Raw genomic sequence first — 15644 nt, 5'->3', positions numbered from 1 at the left:
CTCGTGAGTGAGAAACAGTGTTAGAACACTGTTTCTCACTCACGAGCCGCCAGCTCGGAGCGGGTGAGTTCCAGGAGCCGGCCCAGCCAGTTGGCGCCGCCGGCACTCCAGTACTTCGAAGCCCAGTCGCTGTAGAGCAGGCGGGCGTCGCCCGTGTCCAGCAGCGTCGCCGCCATGGCCGGGTGGCGCTCGAACTTGTCCCGCAGCAGCGCGGCCATCACGCCCAGCCGGGCCGCCGGCCAGCCCGCCCGCCGGGGCGCCTCCTCGCCGAGGCTCCGCGCGTCGATGCCCCGGGCGGCCGCGGCGATCCGGTCGCGCCAACCGGCGTCGTCGGTGGACAGCGCCCAGTAGGCGTGCATGACGCTCGCGTACTCCCGGCCGCCGTGGGTCACCGCCGCCGGGTAGTCGATCTGCAGGACCTCCGGACCCGCTGGATCGGGCCAGCCACTCGGGTACACGCGCCCGCCCACCACCAGCGGGACGGTCGTCTCCGGTCCGTCCGCGACCCGTCGCGCCTGTTCTCCGGCGACCCCGGCCTCGCTCCGGCGGAAGTAGCCGAGGGCCCACTCCCGGAGCTCCGGGGTCACCGTGAGCGTCCGGCCTTCGTCCCGGGCCGGGATCGTCTCGCCCACCTCGGCGAGCAGGATCCGCACCGGGACGTCGTTCTGGTCCATGTCGCCGAGCAGGTAGATCCGACGGTGCTCGGGTACCGCGTGGTAGGCCTCGCGGACGAGCTCGAGGTTGGCCCCGGTCGGATCCGCGGCGTACGCCACCGAGGCGTCCCAGCAGCGCCGGGAGGAATCCGGCCGGTCGTTGAGCTTGTCGACCTCGTCGGCGAGCTCGCCGATCAGCAGCTCCGGAGTCAGCCACGACTCCAGCGCCGGCACGGTTCCCTTGGCCGCGCCGGTGATGACGAGTGGCACGCCCTCGGGCGGGGTCAGGGTCAGCGTGCCGTCGTCGAACGCGGCGCGGAGACCGTCGAAATCGGTCGCTTCGTAGTTCCAGAGGACGGCGCCGTCCGCGAAGACGGCGAGCGTGTCGAGCACGTAGTAGCTGCTGTGGCGGACGAAAACGAGGCGTTGCCGCCCTCCGACGACATCGCCGCCGACCACGCGCGACGTCGGGGTGCTGTCCGGCATGCCGGCGAGCCTAGCCGGGGATCAGGAGTCGCCCGCCGGGATCGGGTCGTTGTACTCGCCCGGCGGGCCGGCGTACTCGCGGGCGCCGTCCGGGAACGGCCACGGGTTGGGGACGCAGCCGTGCAGCCCGAGCGTCTGCTGCTCCATCACCGGCGCCGGCTTGCCCGGGCCGGGGCACAGCTCGTGGCCCTGGCCGAGCCGGTGCCCGGTCTCGTGCGTGACCATGTACTGGCGGTAGACGTCGAGCGGGGCACCGTAGTTCGGGACGGCGTTGGCCCAGCGGGCGACGTTGAGCACGACGTTGCTGCCGTTGCGGCAAGAGGTGTAGCTGTCCGGTGTGCCGCCGCACAGCTTGTCGCGGCTGGCCGGCGTCGCGAGGTAGAGGGTGAAGTCGGCCATGTCGGCCGGGCCGACCTGCTGCAGCCGCCACTGCCCGCCGGCGGTCCAGCCGCGCGGGTCCCCGAGGATGGCGCGGATGTCCTTGGCGAACTCGGCGGACCCGACGCCGTCGATGTCGGTCTCGATGGCGATCCGGTAGCGCATCAGCCGGCCCGACTTCCCGGCGACCTCGTCGCTGCCCGGGGTGAACATCCACTGGCCGGACCCCGTCCGCGGGAAGCTGATGGCGGCTTCGACGGGCGCGCTCTGCGTCACCGGCTCGCGCTCGGCGGGCGGCGGCGGGATCGAGGTGGCCTCGCCGATCGCGGTGAGGACCGGCCCGGCCGCGGGCGCGGCGATCGGCTGCCGCTCCCCGCCACAGCCGGCCACCGCCAGGGCGAGCACGGCCACCGCCGCGGCTCGTCGTGCGGTTTTCGGCATGGGTCCTCCCGGGGTGCGCGGCTTCAGAAGGACATACGGGCCGCGGCCGGGAAAAGTTGCGGTGACCTGCGGTTGCGCAGCGTCACCGCAGCTCAGGCCCCTGAGTGTGACGACGACCACAGCACCGCTGCGACGTTCGGTGCAGCGGGTTCAGGCCAGGAACTTGCGCAGCACCTCGGTGACCTGCCGGATCTCCGCCGTCCGGACGTTTTCCTGCTTCGTGTGCGCCAAAGTCGGGTTGCCCGGGCCGAAGTTCACCGCCGGCATGCCGCGCGCCGCGAAGCGGGCCACGTCCGTCCAGCCGAGCTTGGCCGCCGCGCGGCCGCCCGCCGCCGCCACCAGTTCCGCCGCCGCGGGGGCGGACAGGCCCGGCAGCGCGCCCGGCGACATGTCCACAACGGACAGTTCGAAACCGTCGAAAACCTCGCGCAGGTGGCGTTCGGCCGCCGCCGCGTCGCGGTCCGGGGCGAAGCGGTGGTTCACCGTCAGCACCGCCGCGTCCGGGACCACGTTGCCCGCCACGCCGCCGCTGATCGACGTCGCCTGGAGGCCCTCCCGGTAGGTCAGGCCGTCGATGTCGACGATCCGCGGCGTGTACTCCCCCAGCCGCCGCAGCGGCTCGGCCAGCGCGTGGATCGCGTTCTCGCCCATCCACGCCCGCGCGGTGTGCGCCCGCTTCCCCGCCAGCCGCAGCTCGACGCGCATGGTGCCCTGGCAGCCGGCCTCGATCACGCCGTTCGACGGCTCGCCGACGATCGCCAGGTCGCCCGCCAGCCACTCGGGCAGCTCGCGCTCGATCCGGCCCAGCCCGTTCTTGACCGCCTCGACCTCTTCGTTGTCGTAGAAGACGAAGGTGACGTCGTGCCGAGGTGACGGCAGCGTCGCCGCGAGGTGCAGGAAGACCGCGTCGCCGCCCTTCATGTCGACCGTGCCGAGACCGTGCAGGATCTCCTCGTCGCCGGTGCCTTCACGCCGCGAAGGCAGGTTGCCGTTTTCCGGCACGGTGTCCAGGTGCCCGGCGAGCACGACCCGCGACCCGCGGCCGAGGTCGGTCCGCGCGAGGACGGCGTCGCCGTTGCGGACGACCTCGAGGTGCGGGGCCTGGGTTTGCAGCGCTTCCTGCACCGCCGTCGCGATCTCGGCCTCGGCGCCGGACACGCTGAAGATGTCCACCAGCGCTGCGGTCAGGTCCACGGGGTCGGCGTGCAGGTCGAGGCTCATGCCCCGCACGCTACCGTGGGGGTGTGCGCAGGTTCGGAGTCGCCGTGGGCGGCGCGTTGCTGGTCCTGGTCCTGTCGGGCTGCGGGAACGAGGCCGGGCCCACGCCCCCGCGCCGGGGCGGCGAGCCCGGTCCGGACGCGCTGCCGACCAAGCTCGACGCGCTGACCGTCGACCAGTGCTACGCCAGCCCGCGCACCCAGCTGCCGAAGGGCTGTGAGAAGTACGTCACCGAGGTCGGCAACGTGCCGGGCGCGGCCCGCAAGCGCGCGGACGACCGCGACCCGCAGCTGACCGCCGAGGCCACCAAGCTGGACCAGGCGGTCGGGGAGTTCCGGAGCGCGGGCTGCACGACCGTCCCGGCCGCGGGCGGGCCCTGCTCGCAGGCGCTGGTCGACATCGCCGCCGCCCTTTCGGGCCTGAAGAAGCAGGTAGACGCGCGGCCCACGAGTGGTTGATCGCCGTCACTCGGCTACCGTGTCGGGCGTGAGCGAGCAGAGCCCGAACCCCGAAACGACCGGCGCCAGCGGCGTCGGGCTGGCCACCGTCACGACCGACGGGACGGTCCTCGACACCTGGTACCCGCACCCCAAGCTGGTCGAGAGCGGCACCCCCGGCACGGAACGCCTCGGCGCCGAAGAGGCCACCGAGCTGCTCGGCGACGCCGCCGCGGCGCTGCTCGGCCCGGACACCGACCGCGGGGTCGAGGTGGTCGCCGTGCGCACCACGATCGGCAGGCTCGCCGACGCGCCCGCGGACACCCACGACATGTACCTGCGGCTGCACCTGCTCTCGCACCGGCTGGTCCGCCCGCACGGCCAGAACCTCGACGGCATGTTCGGCCTGCTGGCCAACGTCGTGTGGACCAACCACGGCCCGTGCCCGGTCGAGGGCTTCGAGACGACCCGGCTGCGGCTGCGCTCGCGCGGCACGGTGACCGTCTACAGCGTCGACAAGTTCCCGCGGATGGTCGACTACGTCATGCCGTCCGGTGTCCGGATCGGTGACGCGGATCGCGTCCGGCTCGGCGCGCACCTGGCGTCCGGCACGACCGTGATGCACGAGGGCTTCGTCAACTTCAACGCCGGCACGCTCGGCGCGTCGATGGTCGAGGGCCGGATTTCGGCGGGCGTGGTCGTCGGCGACGGCTCGGACGTCGGCGGCGGCGCCTCGATCATGGGCACGCTTTCCGGCGGCGGCAAGGAGACGATCTCCCTCGGCGAGCGCTGCCTGATCGGCGCGAACGGCGGCGTCGGCATCTCGCTCGGCGACGACACGGTCGTCGAGGCGGGCCTGTACGTGACGGCGGGCACGAAGGTCGTCGTCGAGGGCAAGGTCGTCAAGGCCCGCGAGCTCAACGGCATTTCGGGCGCGGTGTTCCGCCGCAACTCGGCCACCGGCGCGGTCGAGGTCGTGCCGCGCACCGGCGCCGGCGTCGAGCTGAACGCCGCGCTGCACGCCAACGACTGAGCCCCCGCGCCGAACGTCTTGAATGACTCATTCCTGGCATCCGACGCCAGGAATGAGTCATTCACTGCGTTCCGGCCGCCCCCTCAGGAGATCGACCAGACGTACCCGTCCGGCCTGATCAGCACCCGGCGGCCGTTCGTGGCCTCGTAGGCCGCGTACGCGTGGCCACCCTCGTCGACCAGGTCCGCTCCGGTCGCCACACTCCCCGCCGGCAGGATCCGGTAGCCGGAACCAGGACCGTCCCCGAAAATCAGCTCCGTCGCGTGCGGGCCGCGGAACAGCTCGAACAGCCGCACCCGCTTTCCGTTCGCGTCCACCAGCGGCGCGTCCGGCGCCCGGTCGCCCGGCCGCAGCTCGCCGGTCCCCGCCGGGGACAGCGGGCCGCCGCGGTAGGTGATGTCCAGCTGCTGCGTGTCCTCCCCGCGCCGGTGGGCGTCCTCGTCGCCGTCGACGTACTTCTGCAGCAGGCCCGCCGAGACCCCCAGCACCCGGGCCGCGACCGTGCGCCGCTCGATCTCGTAGCTGTCCAGCAGCTCCGGTGACCCGTCGGCGAGCTTCCAGCCCAGGTTGTAGCCGTCCTGGACGCCGGTGTTCAGCCCCTGCCCGCCCGTCGGCGGGTGGACGTGCGCCGCGTCGCCGGCCAGGAACACCCGGCCGTCGCGGAAGCGGGCCGCCAGGCGGATGTTCGGCCGCCACACCGTCGACCAGGCCAGGCCGGACAGCTTGACCGTGCCGCCGCTCAGCGCGTCGAGCCGGGCCTGGACCGCGGGCAACGCCGTCTCGACGTCGGTCTCGCCCTCACCCAGCGCCGCCCCGAACTGGAAGTGCGGGGTACCCGGCAGCGGGCTGAACATCATGCCGCTCATCGGCTCGTCCGGCGTCGCGAACCAGTGGCCGTAGTTCCGGTCGAGCCCCTCGGCCACGACGTCGCCGAGCAGCATCCGGATCGACTCGTCGGTGGTGCCCTCGAACGCGATCCCCAGCGTCTTGCGGACGAAGCTCTTGCCGCCGTCGGCGCCGACCAGGTACTCCGCGCGGACCGTCTCCCCCGTGCTCAAGGTCGCCGTGACACCGTCGGTGTCCTGTTCGAAGCCGGTCAGCACGGTCGCGAGCTCCACGCGCACGCCGAACTCGGCCAGCCGGTCGCGCAGGATCCCCTCCGTCTGCGACTGGCCGAGGAACCAGCCGGTCGGGTACGGCCGCGACGGCGTCGGCTCGACCGGGTCGAACATCATCCGCTCGCCGACGACCTCGCCGCCGAGGTGGATCTGCATCGGCACGGGGGCCATGCCCGCGGCCAGCACCGCGTCGAGCACGCCCAGGTCCTCGAACACCTCCAGCGTGCGCGGCTGCATCCCGTCGCCGCGCGAGCCGACGAAGTACTCCGAAGCCTTATCGATGATCCGCACGGCGACGTCCCGCCGCGCCAGCTCGATGGCCAGCGTCAGCCCGGTCGGCCCCGCTCCGGCGATCAGCACCCGAGTGTCCATGTCACCCTCCCAGTGAATTTGATTTCAGTGAATCTGAATTCAGAATGGCGCTGCTAGCGTTCCGTGTCAAGGGAGGTGGCGATGACGGCGACGAGCCGCAAGGAAAAGGCCGCGGAGACCGAGGCCGCGCTCAAGGCCGCGGCCAAGCGCGTCTTCGCCCGGAAGGGCTACCTGAACACGAAGATCACCGACATCACGGCCGAAGCGGGCCGGGCCGCGGGTTCGTTCTACAACCACTTCGCGGGCAAGGAAGAGCTGCTGGAAGCGCTCATGGCCGACATCGCGGCCTCAGGCGACGAGAGCGCCGACAGCGAAGACCACCTGGCCGACTTCAGCAACCCCGCCGCCGTGCGCTGGCACGTCAAGCAGTACTGGGACTTCTACCGGGACAACGCGGCGACCATGCTGGCCCTGCGCCAGGCGGCGATGGTCAGCGAGTCGTTCGCGCGCACGGTGGCGCAGTTCGGCGCGTCCCAGGCGGCCGACCTCGACGACCACCTCGCGTACATCACCCGCGCCGGAATGCGGCTGCCGACGGACCCGGACCGCTGCGGCATGCTGATCTACAACTTGGTCGACGCCTTCGCGGCGACCTGGCTGCACGGTGCACCGGCGCCGGCGGGCTGGACACCGCCGACCGACGAAGAGGCGATCGAACTGCTCACCCGGTTCGTCTACCGGGGCCTCACCGGCCGCGACTACTGAGTCAGCCGCTCCACGGCGGCGTCGACGCGCTCGTCCGTCGCGGTCAGCGCGACGCGGACGTGCTTGCCGCCCTTCGGGCCGTAGAACGTCCCGGGCGCGACCAGGATCCCGCGCTCGGCCAGCCACCGGACCGTCGCGGCGGCGTCTTCGTCGCGGGTGGCCCAGAGGTAGAGCCCCGCTTCGGAGTGGTCGATGCGGAAGCCGTTGTCCAGCAACGCCTTCCGCAGGACGAGCCGGCGCCGGGCGTAGCGCTCGCGCTGGGTCGCCAGTGCCTCGTCGTCGGTCAGGGCGGCGACCATCGCCTCCTGGACCGGGCGCGGCACGATCATGCCGGCGTGCTTGCGGACTTCCAGGAGCTGCTTGATCAGGCGGGGGTCACCGGTCAGGAACCCGGCGCGGTAGCTGGCCAGGTTCGCCGACTTCGACAGCGAGTGCACCGCGATCAGCCCGTCGGTCCGGCCGTCGCAGACGTCCGGGTGCAGGATCGACAGCGGGTCGGACTCCCAGCCCAGCGCCAGGTAGCACTCGTCGGAGACCACGACGACGTCCCGCTCGCGCGCCCACTCGACGACCTTGCGCAGGTGCTCGGCCGGCAGCACCTGGCCGGTCGGGTTGGACGGCGAGTTCAGCCAGATCATCGCCGGTTTCTGCGGCCCGAGCGCGACCGTGCTGTCGGCACGCAGGACCGAAGCGCCCGCCAGCAGCACCCCGACCTCGTACGTCGGGTAGGCCAGCTCCGGGATGACGACGACGTCGCCGGGGCCGAAGCCGAGCAGCCGCGGCAGCCAGGCCACGGCCTCCTTGGACCCGATCGTCGGCAGGACGGCGTCCGGCTCGATGCCGTCGACGCCGTGCCGCCGCGCCAGCGCTCCCCGCGCGGCGTCCCGGAGGGCCGGGATGCCGTGGGTCGTCGGGTACCCGGGGATCGCCGAGACCGACGCGAGGGCCTCGCGGATGCCGTCCGGGACCGGGTCGACCGGCGTGCCGATGGAGAGGTCGACGACCCCGCCGGGATGCGCCTGCGCCGTGGCCTTGACCTCGGCGAGCGAATCCCAGGGGAAGTCGGGCAGCGCGATCCGGTTCATTCGCCCTGCGGGGGCAGCGCCTTGATGAAAGCCGGGTCGTGCGCGGTCTTGCCCACCTTGGACGCGCCGCCGGGCGAGCCCAGCTCGTCGAAGAAGTCGACGTTGGCCTTGGTGTAGTCCGACCAGTTGTCCGGGACGTCGTCCTCGTAGTAGATCGCCTCGACCGGGCAGACCGGCTCGCAGGCGCCGCAGTCGACGCACTCGTCGGGGTGGATGTACAGCATCCGCTCGCCCTCGTAGATGCAGTCCACGGGGCACTCGTCGATACACGCCTTGTCGAGCACGTCGACGCAGGGCTCGGCGATCACGTAGGTCACTGCGCACTCCTGCTTTTCTCTGCAAACAGCCAGTCCGTGCCGACATTACGCGGCGTCGGCACCCGTTCGGTTGGTGAGGCAAGCCTTAGCCATACCCCGGGTATGGCACTCACCTCTGACGGCGGCGCGGGGGCGGGGTGGCCCGGGCGTCACCGGTGATGACGAAGCGGGGCGTGGGTGCCTCGCCTGTGTCACTTTCGGGCTTCTTCTCCCCCACGGCTCGGTTGAACCCTTCGGCGATCTCGTCGACGAGCTTCTCGTTGTGCCGCTCGTCCTTGCGCTGGATACCCACGGCTCACCTCCTGCGGAAATCCGCTCCCGTGACTTTCACCGTCTCCGTCACAATCTAGCGGTGAACGCCCGCGAGAAGCTCGAAATCACCTGCAGCAGAGCATGGCCGCCGCTGGTCGAGGATCCCTTGGGCGACTGGCGCCTGCGCTGGGCGGACGGTTTCACCGGGCGGGCCAACAGCGCACTCGCCGTCGGCGACCCCGGCCGTCCTCTCGGCGAGGCCCTGCGCGCGGTGTGTGATTTCGCCCACGACCGGGCGATCACCCCCATGGTGCAGGTGGTCCGGGACAGCCCGAACGAGCACGCGATCGCCGCGGCCGGGTGGGTGCCGGCCACCGGCCACGGCGCCGGCCACGAGGTCGTCGTCCTCACCGCACCCCTGACCCCGAAACGCAACTTTCCCTACGAAAGTGACGCCTCGGGCCCTCCGGACGCCACTTTCCCTATGAAAGTGACGTCTCCGGAGCGGAGCTTTCACGTGAAAGTGACCGATGAGCCGCCGCCCGGGTGGTGGGAGCTGGTGATGCGACCGGGGGAGGACTCGGCGGCCGCGCGGCAGGTCCTGACCTCCGGGAAGGTCGGCTACGGCGTCGCGACGGCCGAGGGCGGTGTCGCCGGCGTCGTTCGCGGGGCCCTGGTCGACGGCTGGCTGCACGTCGGCCGCCTCGAGGTCGCCCCGGCCTTCCGCCGCCGCGGGCTGGCGTCGGCGCTGATGGGCGCGGTGCAGGCGTGGGGCGTGGAACACGGAGCGGACCACGCGGTGTTGCAGGTCGCGGAGGGGAATTCGGGCGCGCTCGCGCTCTACGCGGGGCTCGGCTACGCCCCGCACCACAGATACCGGTACTGGGTGCCCGCACCCGGCTCGTGCGAGGATTCGACGTCGTGAAGATCGTGGTAGTGGTCGGCGGAGTGGGCGGGGCCCGCTTCCTGCTGGGTGTCAAGGCGGCCCTGGGCATGTCCCCGGAGGGTGCGTCCGAGTCGGAGCACGAGGTGACGGCGCTGGTGAACACCGGCGACGACGTCTGGATGCACGGGCTGCGGATCTGCCCCGACCTGGACACCTGCATGTACACCCTCGGCGGCGGGATCGACAAAGAACGCGGCTGGGGGCACTCGGGCGAGACCTGGGTGGTCAAGGAGGAGCTGGCGGCCTACGGCGCCGAGCCGACCTGGTTCGGCCTCGGCGACAAGGACATCGCCACCCACCTGATCCGGTCGCGGATGCTGCGCGCGGGCTACCCGCTCTCGGCCGTCACCGAGGCCCTGTGCGACCGCTGGCAGCCCGGCGTCCGGCTGCTGCCGATGTCCGACGACCGGGTCGAGACGCACGTCGTCATCGACGACCCGGAGCAGGACGGGCAGCAGAAGGCCGTGCACTTCCAGGAGTGGTGGGTGCGCTACCGCGCCGAGCCGAAGGCGCACTCGATCGTCGCGGTCGGCAACGACGAGGCCAAGCCCGCACCGGGGGTGCTGGAGGCGCTGAAGGACGCCGACGCCGTGCTGTTCGCGCCGTCGAACCCGGTCGTCTCGGTGGGCACCGTGCTGGGCGTGCCCGGGGTCCGGGACGCGCTGCGCAAGACGTCCGCGGGCGTCGTCGGGGTGTCGCCGATCATCGGCGGCAAGGCGCTGCGCGGGATGGCCGACGCGTGCCTGACCGCGATCGGCGTCGAGACGTCGGCGGAGGCGGTGGGCCGGCACTACGGCTCGCGCAAGGACGGCGGCGTGCTGGACGGCTGGCTGATCGCCGAAGGCGAGACCGCGGACGTGCCGGGTGTGACCGTCCGCGACGTGCCGCTGCTGATGTCCGATGTGGACGCGACCGCGGCGATGGCCCGCGCCGCCCTCGACCTGGCTGGAGCCCCCGTTGTCTGACCATGCCTCGCCCAAGCTGGAGATCCTGCCCGTCACCGGGCTGCCCGAGTTCCGCCCGGGCGACGACCTGACCGGCGCGATCGTCGAGGCCGCGCCCTGGCTGCGCTCCGGCGACGTCCTGGTCGTGACCAGCAAGATCGTCTCGAAGGCCGAGGGCAGGCTCGTGCGCGTGCCGTCGGACCCCGAAGCCCGCGACGCCGAACGCCGGAAGCTCGTCGAGCAGGAGGCCGTGCGGGTCGTCGCGCGGATCGCGCGCACCGTGATCACCCAGAACCACCTGGGGATCGTGCAGGCCGCGTCCGGTATCGACGCGTCCAATGTGGCCGGTGACGAGGTGGCGCTGCTGCCCGCGGACCCGGACGCGTCGGCGCTGGCGTTGCGCAACGGGCTGCGGGAACGGCTCGGCGTCGAGGTCGCCGTCGTCGTCACCGACACCATGGGCCGCGCCTGGCGGGTCGGGCAGACCGACGCCGCGATCGGCTCGTCCGGGCTGCGCGTGCTGCACGCCTACCGCGGGCAGGTCGACGGGCAGGGCAACGAGCTGGCCGTCACCGAGGTGGCCGTCGCCGACGAGCTCGCCGCGGCCGCCGACCTGGTCAAGGGCAAGCTGGGCGGGACGCCGGTCGCGGTCGTGCGCGGGCTTTCGATCGAGGACGACGGCTCGTCCGCGCGTGACCTGATCCGCCCGCTGGAGGAGGACCTCTTCCGGCTGGGCGTCAACGAAGCCGTCGCCCAGGGCCGTCGGGAGGCCGTCCCGGCCCGGCGGTCGGTGCGGCAGTTCGCGGACGAGCCGGTCTCCCCCACCTCCATCCGGCGGGCGGTGGGTTCCGCGCTGACCGCGCCCGCGCCGCACCACACGCACCCGGTGCGGTTCGTCTGGCTGCGGGATCCCGGGCTGCGGCAGAAGCTGCTGGACGCGATGCGCGAGTCGTGGCGGGCCGACCTCGAGTCCGACGAGTTCACGCAGGAGCAGATCGCGAAGCGGCTCAGCCGGGGCGACATCCTGTACCGGGCCCCGGAAGTCGTCATCCCGTTCCTGGTGCCGGACGGCGCGCACACCTACCGCGACGACCGCCGCAACGACTGCGAGAAGACGATGTTCACCGTGGCCGGGGGCGCCGCGGTCCAGGGCCTGCTGGTCGCGCTGGCGGCCGAGGGCCTCGGCTCGTGCTGGATCGGCTCGACGATCTTCGCCGCCGACGTCGTCCGCGAGGTCCTCGGCCTGGACGAACGCTGGCAGCCGCTGGGCTCGGTCGCCATCGGCGTGCCGCTCACCGAGCCGGCGCCGCGGGGACCGGCACTGGCCGGGGAAGGGCTGCTGGAGCTGTGAGCCTGCACGCGGACGCCGTCGCGACGCTTTCGTCGTGGCGGCCTGCCGTGGCGGCCCAGGAGTCGCTGCGCCAGGCCTTCCTCGGCTTCCTGGCCGCGCGTGACGATGCGTGTCAGCGCTCCTGCGCGGCCGGGCACCTGACGGCGTCGGCGGTGGTGCTGGACCACACCGGCACGCAGGTGCTGCTGACGCTGCACCCGCGCGTCGGGCGGTGGCTGCAGCTCGGTGGCCACTGCGAGCCGTCGGACGAGTCACTGGCCGGCGCGGCGCTGCGGGAGGCCACCGAGGAGTCGGGGATGGCCGGGCTGCGGATCTCCGCGGAGCCGGTGCACCTGGACGTCCACCCGATCACCTGCTCGCTCGGGGTGCCGACCCGGCACTTCGACGTCCGGTTCGCGGTGCACGCCCCGCCGGGCGCCGCGCCGGTGCGCAGCGACGAGTCCGACGACCTGCGGTGGTGGCCGGCGGACGCGCTGCCCGCGGGGTCGGAGGATCTCGCCGATCTGGTGAAAGCCGCCGTTCCTGTCGGTGCCGGGCGATAACCTGGTCCGCGGACAGGGAGGGACCACATGGCTACACAGTTCCCGGAGCGGGTGCACTACCACTCCGGCGGTGGCGGCGACACCGGCGTGTTCGGGTACATCGTGCTCGGGCTGATCATCCTGGGCGTCATCGTGTTCGTCATCGCGGTGATCGTCCGGGTGTCGAAGATGCGGCGCGAAGAGGCGATGAAGAACGGCGGGCCGTTCCCGCCCAACCCGGGTTTCCCGCCGCAGCAGGGGTTCGCGCAGCCGGGCTTCCCGGCGCCGGCGGGTCAAGCTCAGACGCAGGGTTTCGCCCCCGCGGGTCCGCCGCCGGGATTCGCGCAGCCACCCGGGTTCGCGCCGGGGTACCCGCCGCCTTCGCCGCAGCAGGGGTTCCCGCAGCAGCCGGGATATCCGCCGGCGCCGCAGCAGTACGCGCCGCAGGGGCCGTCATTCCCGCAGCAGCAGCTGCCGGGCCCGGGAGCGGGTCCGCAGAGCTGGTGATCGTCCCCTTCGACAGCAGTTCGCCGGTCCCGCCGTTCGAGCAGGTCCGGAGCGGGCTCGCGGCGCGGATCAACGACCGGAGCCTGGCCGTGGGCACGAAGCTGCCCACGGTCCGGCAGCTCGCGGCCGACCTCGGCATCGCCCCGAACACCGTGGCGCGCGCGTACCGCGAGCTGGAGGAAGCGGGCCTGATCGAGACCCGCGGCCGCGCGGGCAGCTTCGTCGCGGCCGCGGGCGACCAGACCCGCCGCCGAGCCCAGCAGGCGGCGGCGGAGTACGCGAAGACGACCCGTAAGCTCGGCCTCGACGACGCCGAGGCGCTGTCGATCGTCCGCGCGGCACTCGACGAGGGGAACGGCTGATGGTGAGCGTCCTGATGCTGCTGATCATCCTGCTGGTGATCGCCGGCGTCGTCGGCGTGGTGCTGCTCGTCGTGAACGGGAACAAGCCGAAGCAGCCGCCGTACCCGCCGCAGTACCCGGGGTACCAGCAGCAGCCGGGATATCCGCCGCAGCAAGGCTTCCCGGGTCAGGGCTTTCCGGGGCAGCAGCCGCCGGGTTACCCGCCGCAGCAGGGGTATCCCGGCCAGCAGGGTTACCCGGGCCAGCAGCCACCGGGCTTCCCCGGCCAGCAACCGCCGGGTTTCCCGGGCCAGCAACCGCCGTACCCGCCCCCGCCGGGTGGTTATCCCCCGCAGCAGTAGTTCGCGGCCTTCAAGGACTTCCGCGGTCGCCGCCGCCCCCGCGAGTCTTGAATGACTCATTCATGGCGCCACAAGCCGTGAATGACTCATTCATGACGTCCGGAAGGCGCCCCTACATCGCGCGGTAGTCGCGCAACTCGATCCGCGGCCCGAACCGCGGCCGCGTGTGCCCGGCCGCCTCCAGGTACCGCACGGCCCGCTGCCGCTGCGGTGCGTACGGCTTCAGCACCTCGGCCATCCCCGCGTCGTCGAGTTTCGTGCCCAGCACCGCGTGGCCCACCATCGACGGGATGTTGTAGTCGCCGAAGCTCACCGCGTCCGGGTCGCCCCAGGCGCGCTGGGCGATCTCCGCCGCCGTCCACACCCCGATGCCCGGGACCTGGCGCAGCCAGTGCCGTCCCTCGAGCCCGCCCAGCTCCACCGCGCGCTCCAGATGACCGGCGATCCGGGCCGCGTTCACCAGGGCCGTCCGGCGCTTGATGTCGACGCCCGCCCGGTGCCAGTGCCAGTCCGGCAGCGCCAGCAGTGCCGACGGCCCCGGGGGCACGCGCAGCCGCTCGGGACCCGGGCCGGGGGCGGGCGTGCCGAACCGGCGGCACAGCTCCGCCCACGACCGGATCGCCTCCTTGCCCGCCACCTTCTGCTCCAGCACGGCGAGCACCAGCCAGTCCCACACGACCCCGGTCGCCCCGAGCCGCAGACCGGGATTCGCCCGCCGGGCCCGCGCGACGACGTCGTGGTGCGCGACGAACCCCGAATCGTCGTCGTCGGCCCCCAGCAAAGCGGGCACGCCGGCGAGCAGCCGGTCCTTCGAGGAACCCCAGGCCGCGGCCTCGATCCGGCCGTCGGAATGCCGCCGCAACGCCAGCGTGCCGGGGCCGTCCGGCGTATTCGAGGTGAGCCAGGTGATGCCGCGCTCGTCGGTGAGGATGTTGAGCGACCCGCGCCCACGCTTCAGCGGACGCAGGACCCGGTCCAGGTCGACTTCGAACGCGGGACGCCAGAACATCGGGCTACGCGTCGCTCGAAAAGCGGACGGACCCGTCGGGCAGCACCACGTCCGGCCAGACGCGCGCGCCGTCCAGGAGCTCGCAGCCGGCCCCGACGGACACGCCGTCACCCAGCACCACGCCGCGCAGCACCGCGCCGGCGCCGACGCGGGCGCCGTGCCCGAGCACCGAACGCTCGACGATCGCGCCCTCGGAGACCGCCGCGCCGTCGAACAGCACCGATCCGTCGATCTTCGCGCCCGAGCCGACCACGGCGGCGACACCGATCGTCGACCCACCGGACAGCTGGGCGTCCTCGGCCACCGACGCGCCGTCGAGCACCAGGAAGTCACCGGGACGGCCCGGCAGCGCCGACGTCGGCGCCAGGCCGCGCACGAGGTCGGCCGAGCCGCGCACGAACGCCTCGGGCGTCCCGACGTCCAGCCAGTACGACTCGTCGACGAAGCCCTGGATGTGCGCGCCCTGCTCCAGCAGCTGCGGGAACGTCTCGCGCTCGACCGACACCCGCCGCCCGGTCGGGATGGCCTCGATCACCGGACGGCGGAACACGTAGCACCCGGCGTTGATCTGGTCGGTCGGCGGGTTCGGCGTCTTCTCGAGGAACGCCTGGACGCGGCCGGTCTCGTCGGTCGGCACCGAGCCGAACCGGCTGGGGTCCGGCACGCGCTGCAGGTGCAGGGTGACGTCGGCCTCGGATTCGCGGTGGACGCGCAGCTGCTCGCCGAGGTCCGAGCCGGAGATGATGTCGCCGTTGAAGACGATCACGTGGTCGGCGCGCAGCTTGTCGTACACGTTGCGGATCGCGCCCGCGGTGTCGAGCGGCTCCTCCTCGACCACGTACTCCAGGTCAAGGCCGATCGACTGGCCGTCGCCGAAGTACTCCTCGAACACCTCCGCACGGTAGCTCGTGCCCAGCACGACGTGCCGGATGCCGGCCTCGCGGATGCGCGAGAACAGGTGGCTCAGGTACGGCGTCCCGGCCGTGGGGAGCATCGGCTTCGGCGCCGACAGCGTCAATGGCCGGAGGCGCGTGCCCTTGCCCCCGACCAGCACGACGGCGTCGACGGCGTCGGTTCGGACCTCGGACGTCACGGAAATCTCCTCTTTTATCACGCACCGCTGAGCGACAAGCCGCGGGAAACCCTGACGGAGGTCGCCCGGAGGGCC

Annotated in this window: 19 protein-coding genes; 10 read left to right on the top strand and 9 right to left on the bottom strand. The window is 72.5% G+C overall.

Annotation, left to right across the window (positions count from 1 at the left end; genetic code table 11):
* Positions 1-35: 35 nt before the first annotated feature.
* The 3 genes from ACFPLC_RS19710 to dapE form a co-directional block, all read right to left on the bottom strand.
* The gene (locus tag ACFPLC_RS19710; RefSeq protein WP_378195132.1) at positions 36-1139 is read right to left on the bottom strand and encodes an NADAR family protein; all 1104 of its coding nucleotides are present in this window, start codon (positions 1137-1139) and stop codon (positions 36-38) included.
* A gap of 21 nt (positions 1140-1160) precedes the next feature.
* The gene (locus tag ACFPLC_RS19705; RefSeq protein WP_378195129.1) at positions 1161-1958 is read right to left on the bottom strand and encodes a DUF3152 domain-containing protein; all 798 of its coding nucleotides are present in this window, start codon (positions 1956-1958) and stop codon (positions 1161-1163) included.
* Positions 1959-2108: 150 nt separating this feature from the next.
* Positions 2109-3179: a succinyl-diaminopimelate desuccinylase gene (gene dapE / locus ACFPLC_RS19700; protein ID WP_378195127.1), complete on the bottom strand. Its 1071-nt coding sequence runs from the start codon at positions 3177-3179 to the stop codon at positions 2109-2111.
* Positions 3180-3223: 44 nt separating this feature from the next.
* On the opposite strand from dapE, the gene ACFPLC_RS19695 reads away from it, so the two are divergent.
* Both ACFPLC_RS19695 and dapD read left to right on the top strand, forming a co-directional pair.
* Complete coding sequence (locus ACFPLC_RS19695; protein WP_378195467.1) at positions 3224-3634, top strand: hypothetical protein; 411 nt, start codon at positions 3224-3226, stop codon at positions 3632-3634.
* Positions 3635-3662: 28 nt separating this feature from the next.
* Positions 3663-4646, top strand: coding sequence for a 2,3,4,5-tetrahydropyridine-2,6-dicarboxylate N-succinyltransferase (dapD, locus tag ACFPLC_RS19690; protein ID WP_378195125.1), 984 nt, complete (start codon positions 3663-3665; stop codon positions 4644-4646).
* 83 nt (positions 4647-4729) lie between these two features.
* Here dapD and ACFPLC_RS19685 read toward each other — a convergent pair whose 3' ends face one another.
* Positions 4730-6136 (bottom strand): FAD-dependent monooxygenase, encoded by a 1407-nt coding sequence (locus ACFPLC_RS19685; protein ID WP_378195122.1) that lies wholly within the window; start codon positions 6134-6136, stop codon positions 4730-4732.
* 81 nt (positions 6137-6217) lie between these two features.
* On the opposite strand from ACFPLC_RS19685, the gene ACFPLC_RS19680 reads away from it, so the two are divergent.
* Positions 6218-6841 (top strand): TetR/AcrR family transcriptional regulator, encoded by a 624-nt coding sequence (locus ACFPLC_RS19680; RefSeq protein WP_378195119.1) that lies wholly within the window; start codon positions 6218-6220, stop codon positions 6839-6841.
* Here ACFPLC_RS19680 and dapC read toward each other — a convergent pair.
* The 3 genes from dapC to ACFPLC_RS19665 all read right to left on the bottom strand — a co-directional run bounded on the left by dapC (position 6835) and on the right by ACFPLC_RS19665 (position 8535).
* A complete protein-coding gene (dapC, locus tag ACFPLC_RS19675; RefSeq protein ID WP_378195116.1) occupies positions 6835-7926 on the bottom strand; it encodes a succinyldiaminopimelate transaminase in 1092 nt (363 codons plus the stop codon). The two genes, ACFPLC_RS19680 and dapC, sit on opposite strands and share 7 nt — an antisense overlap.
* Positions 7923-8243 (bottom strand): ferredoxin, encoded by a 321-nt coding sequence (fdxA, locus tag ACFPLC_RS19670; RefSeq protein ID WP_003083029.1) that lies wholly within the window; start codon positions 8241-8243, stop codon positions 7923-7925. The genes dapC and fdxA overlap by 4 nt, the downstream gene beginning before the upstream one ends.
* 109 nt (positions 8244-8352) lie before the next feature.
* Complete coding sequence (locus ACFPLC_RS19665; RefSeq protein WP_378195111.1) at positions 8353-8535, bottom strand: hypothetical protein; 183 nt, start codon at positions 8533-8535, stop codon at positions 8353-8355.
* Positions 8536-8595: 60 nt separating this feature from the next.
* On the opposite strand from ACFPLC_RS19665, the gene ACFPLC_RS19660 reads away from it, so the two are divergent.
* From ACFPLC_RS19660 to ACFPLC_RS19630, 7 genes are read left to right on the top strand one after another with little or no spacing between them, the layout of a single operon-like run.
* A complete protein-coding gene (locus ACFPLC_RS19660) occupies positions 8596-9420 on the top strand; it encodes a GNAT family N-acetyltransferase (protein WP_378195108.1) in 825 nt (274 codons plus the stop codon).
* Positions 9417-10406: a 2-phospho-L-lactate transferase gene (cofD, locus tag ACFPLC_RS19655; RefSeq protein WP_191316449.1), complete on the top strand. Its 990-nt coding sequence runs from the start codon at positions 9417-9419 to the stop codon at positions 10404-10406. The genes ACFPLC_RS19660 and cofD overlap by 4 nt, the downstream gene beginning before the upstream one ends.
* A complete protein-coding gene (locus ACFPLC_RS19650) occupies positions 10342-11736 on the top strand; it encodes a coenzyme F420-0:L-glutamate ligase (protein WP_378195105.1) in 1395 nt (464 codons plus the stop codon). Before cofD ends, ACFPLC_RS19650 begins: the two co-directional genes overlap by 65 nt.
* Positions 11733-12278, top strand: a complete 546-nt coding sequence (locus tag ACFPLC_RS19645; protein WP_378195102.1) for an NUDIX hydrolase — start codon at positions 11733-11735, stop codon at positions 12276-12278. Before ACFPLC_RS19650 ends, ACFPLC_RS19645 begins: the two co-directional genes overlap by 4 nt.
* A 27-nt stretch (positions 12279-12305) precedes the next feature.
* Positions 12306-12764: a hypothetical protein gene (locus ACFPLC_RS19640; protein ID WP_378195099.1), complete on the top strand. Its 459-nt coding sequence runs from the start codon at positions 12306-12308 to the stop codon at positions 12762-12764.
* A complete protein-coding gene (locus ACFPLC_RS19635; protein ID WP_191316445.1) occupies positions 12761-13126 on the top strand; it encodes a GntR family transcriptional regulator in 366 nt (121 codons plus the stop codon). Before ACFPLC_RS19640 ends, ACFPLC_RS19635 begins: the two co-directional genes overlap by 4 nt.
* A complete protein-coding gene (locus tag ACFPLC_RS19630; RefSeq protein ID WP_378195096.1) occupies positions 13126-13467 on the top strand; it encodes a hypothetical protein in 342 nt (113 codons plus the stop codon). Before ACFPLC_RS19635 ends, ACFPLC_RS19630 begins: the two co-directional genes overlap by 1 nt.
* A gap of 112 nt (positions 13468-13579) precedes the next feature.
* Here ACFPLC_RS19630 and ACFPLC_RS19625 read toward each other — a convergent pair whose 3' ends face one another.
* Together ACFPLC_RS19625 and manB are read right to left on the bottom strand one after the other, a co-directional pair.
* Positions 13580-14476 carry a DNA-3-methyladenine glycosylase family protein gene (locus tag ACFPLC_RS19625; protein WP_378195093.1) on the bottom strand — a complete coding sequence of 299 codons (897 nt, stop codon included), beginning with the start codon at positions 14474-14476 and terminating at the stop codon, positions 13580-13582.
* 4 nt (positions 14477-14480) lie between these two features.
* Positions 14481-15569: a mannose-1-phosphate guanylyltransferase gene (manB, locus tag ACFPLC_RS19620; protein WP_191316442.1), complete on the bottom strand. Its 1089-nt coding sequence runs from the start codon at positions 15567-15569 to the stop codon at positions 14481-14483.
* Between the last annotated feature and the right edge of the window lie 75 nt (positions 15570-15644).

Origin of the sequence: Amycolatopsis plumensis, from assembly GCF_042652605.1 — a bacterium.
GTDB classification, from domain to species: Bacteria; Actinomycetota; Actinomycetes; order Mycobacteriales; family Pseudonocardiaceae; genus Amycolatopsis; species Amycolatopsis plumensis.
The sequence above is the reverse complement of the archived record's forward strand: the minus strand, read 5'-3'. Positions and strand labels throughout refer to the sequence as shown.

Bases quoted from the DNA above. Each gene is read 5' to 3' on its own strand.
- ACFPLC_RS19680 (WP_378195119.1), top strand. From the start codon at position 6,218: ATGACGGCGACGAGCCGCAAGGAAAAGGCCGCGGAGACCGAGGCCGCG.
- ACFPLC_RS19640 (WP_378195099.1), top strand. From the start codon at position 12,306: ATGGCTACACAGTTCCCGGAGCGGGTGCACTACCACTCCGGCGGTGGC.
- ACFPLC_RS19685 (WP_378195122.1), bottom strand. From the start codon at position 6,136: ATGGACACTCGGGTGCTGATCGCCGGAGCGGGGCCGACCGGGCTGACG.
- ACFPLC_RS19650 (WP_378195105.1), top strand. From the start codon at position 10,342: ATGTGGACGCGACCGCGGCGATGGCCCGCGCCGCCCTCGACCTGGCTG.
- dapE (WP_378195127.1), bottom strand. From the start codon at position 3,179: ATGAGCCTCGACCTGCACGCCGACCCCGTGGACCTGACCGCAGCGCTG.
- ACFPLC_RS19705 (WP_378195129.1), bottom strand. From the start codon at position 1,958: ATGCCGAAAACCGCACGACGAGCCGCGGCGGTGGCCGTGCTCGCCCTG.
- ACFPLC_RS19625 (WP_378195093.1), bottom strand. From the start codon at position 14,476: ATGTTCTGGCGTCCCGCGTTCGAAGTCGACCTGGACCGGGTCCTGCGT.
- ACFPLC_RS19710 (WP_378195132.1), bottom strand. From the start codon at position 1,139: ATGCCGGACAGCACCCCGACGTCGCGCGTGGTCGGCGGCGATGTCGTC.
- ACFPLC_RS19630 (WP_378195096.1), top strand. From the start codon at position 13,126: ATGGTGAGCGTCCTGATGCTGCTGATCATCCTGCTGGTGATCGCCGGC.
- dapC (WP_378195116.1), bottom strand. From the start codon at position 7,926: ATGAACCGGATCGCGCTGCCCGACTTCCCCTGGGATTCGCTCGCCGAG.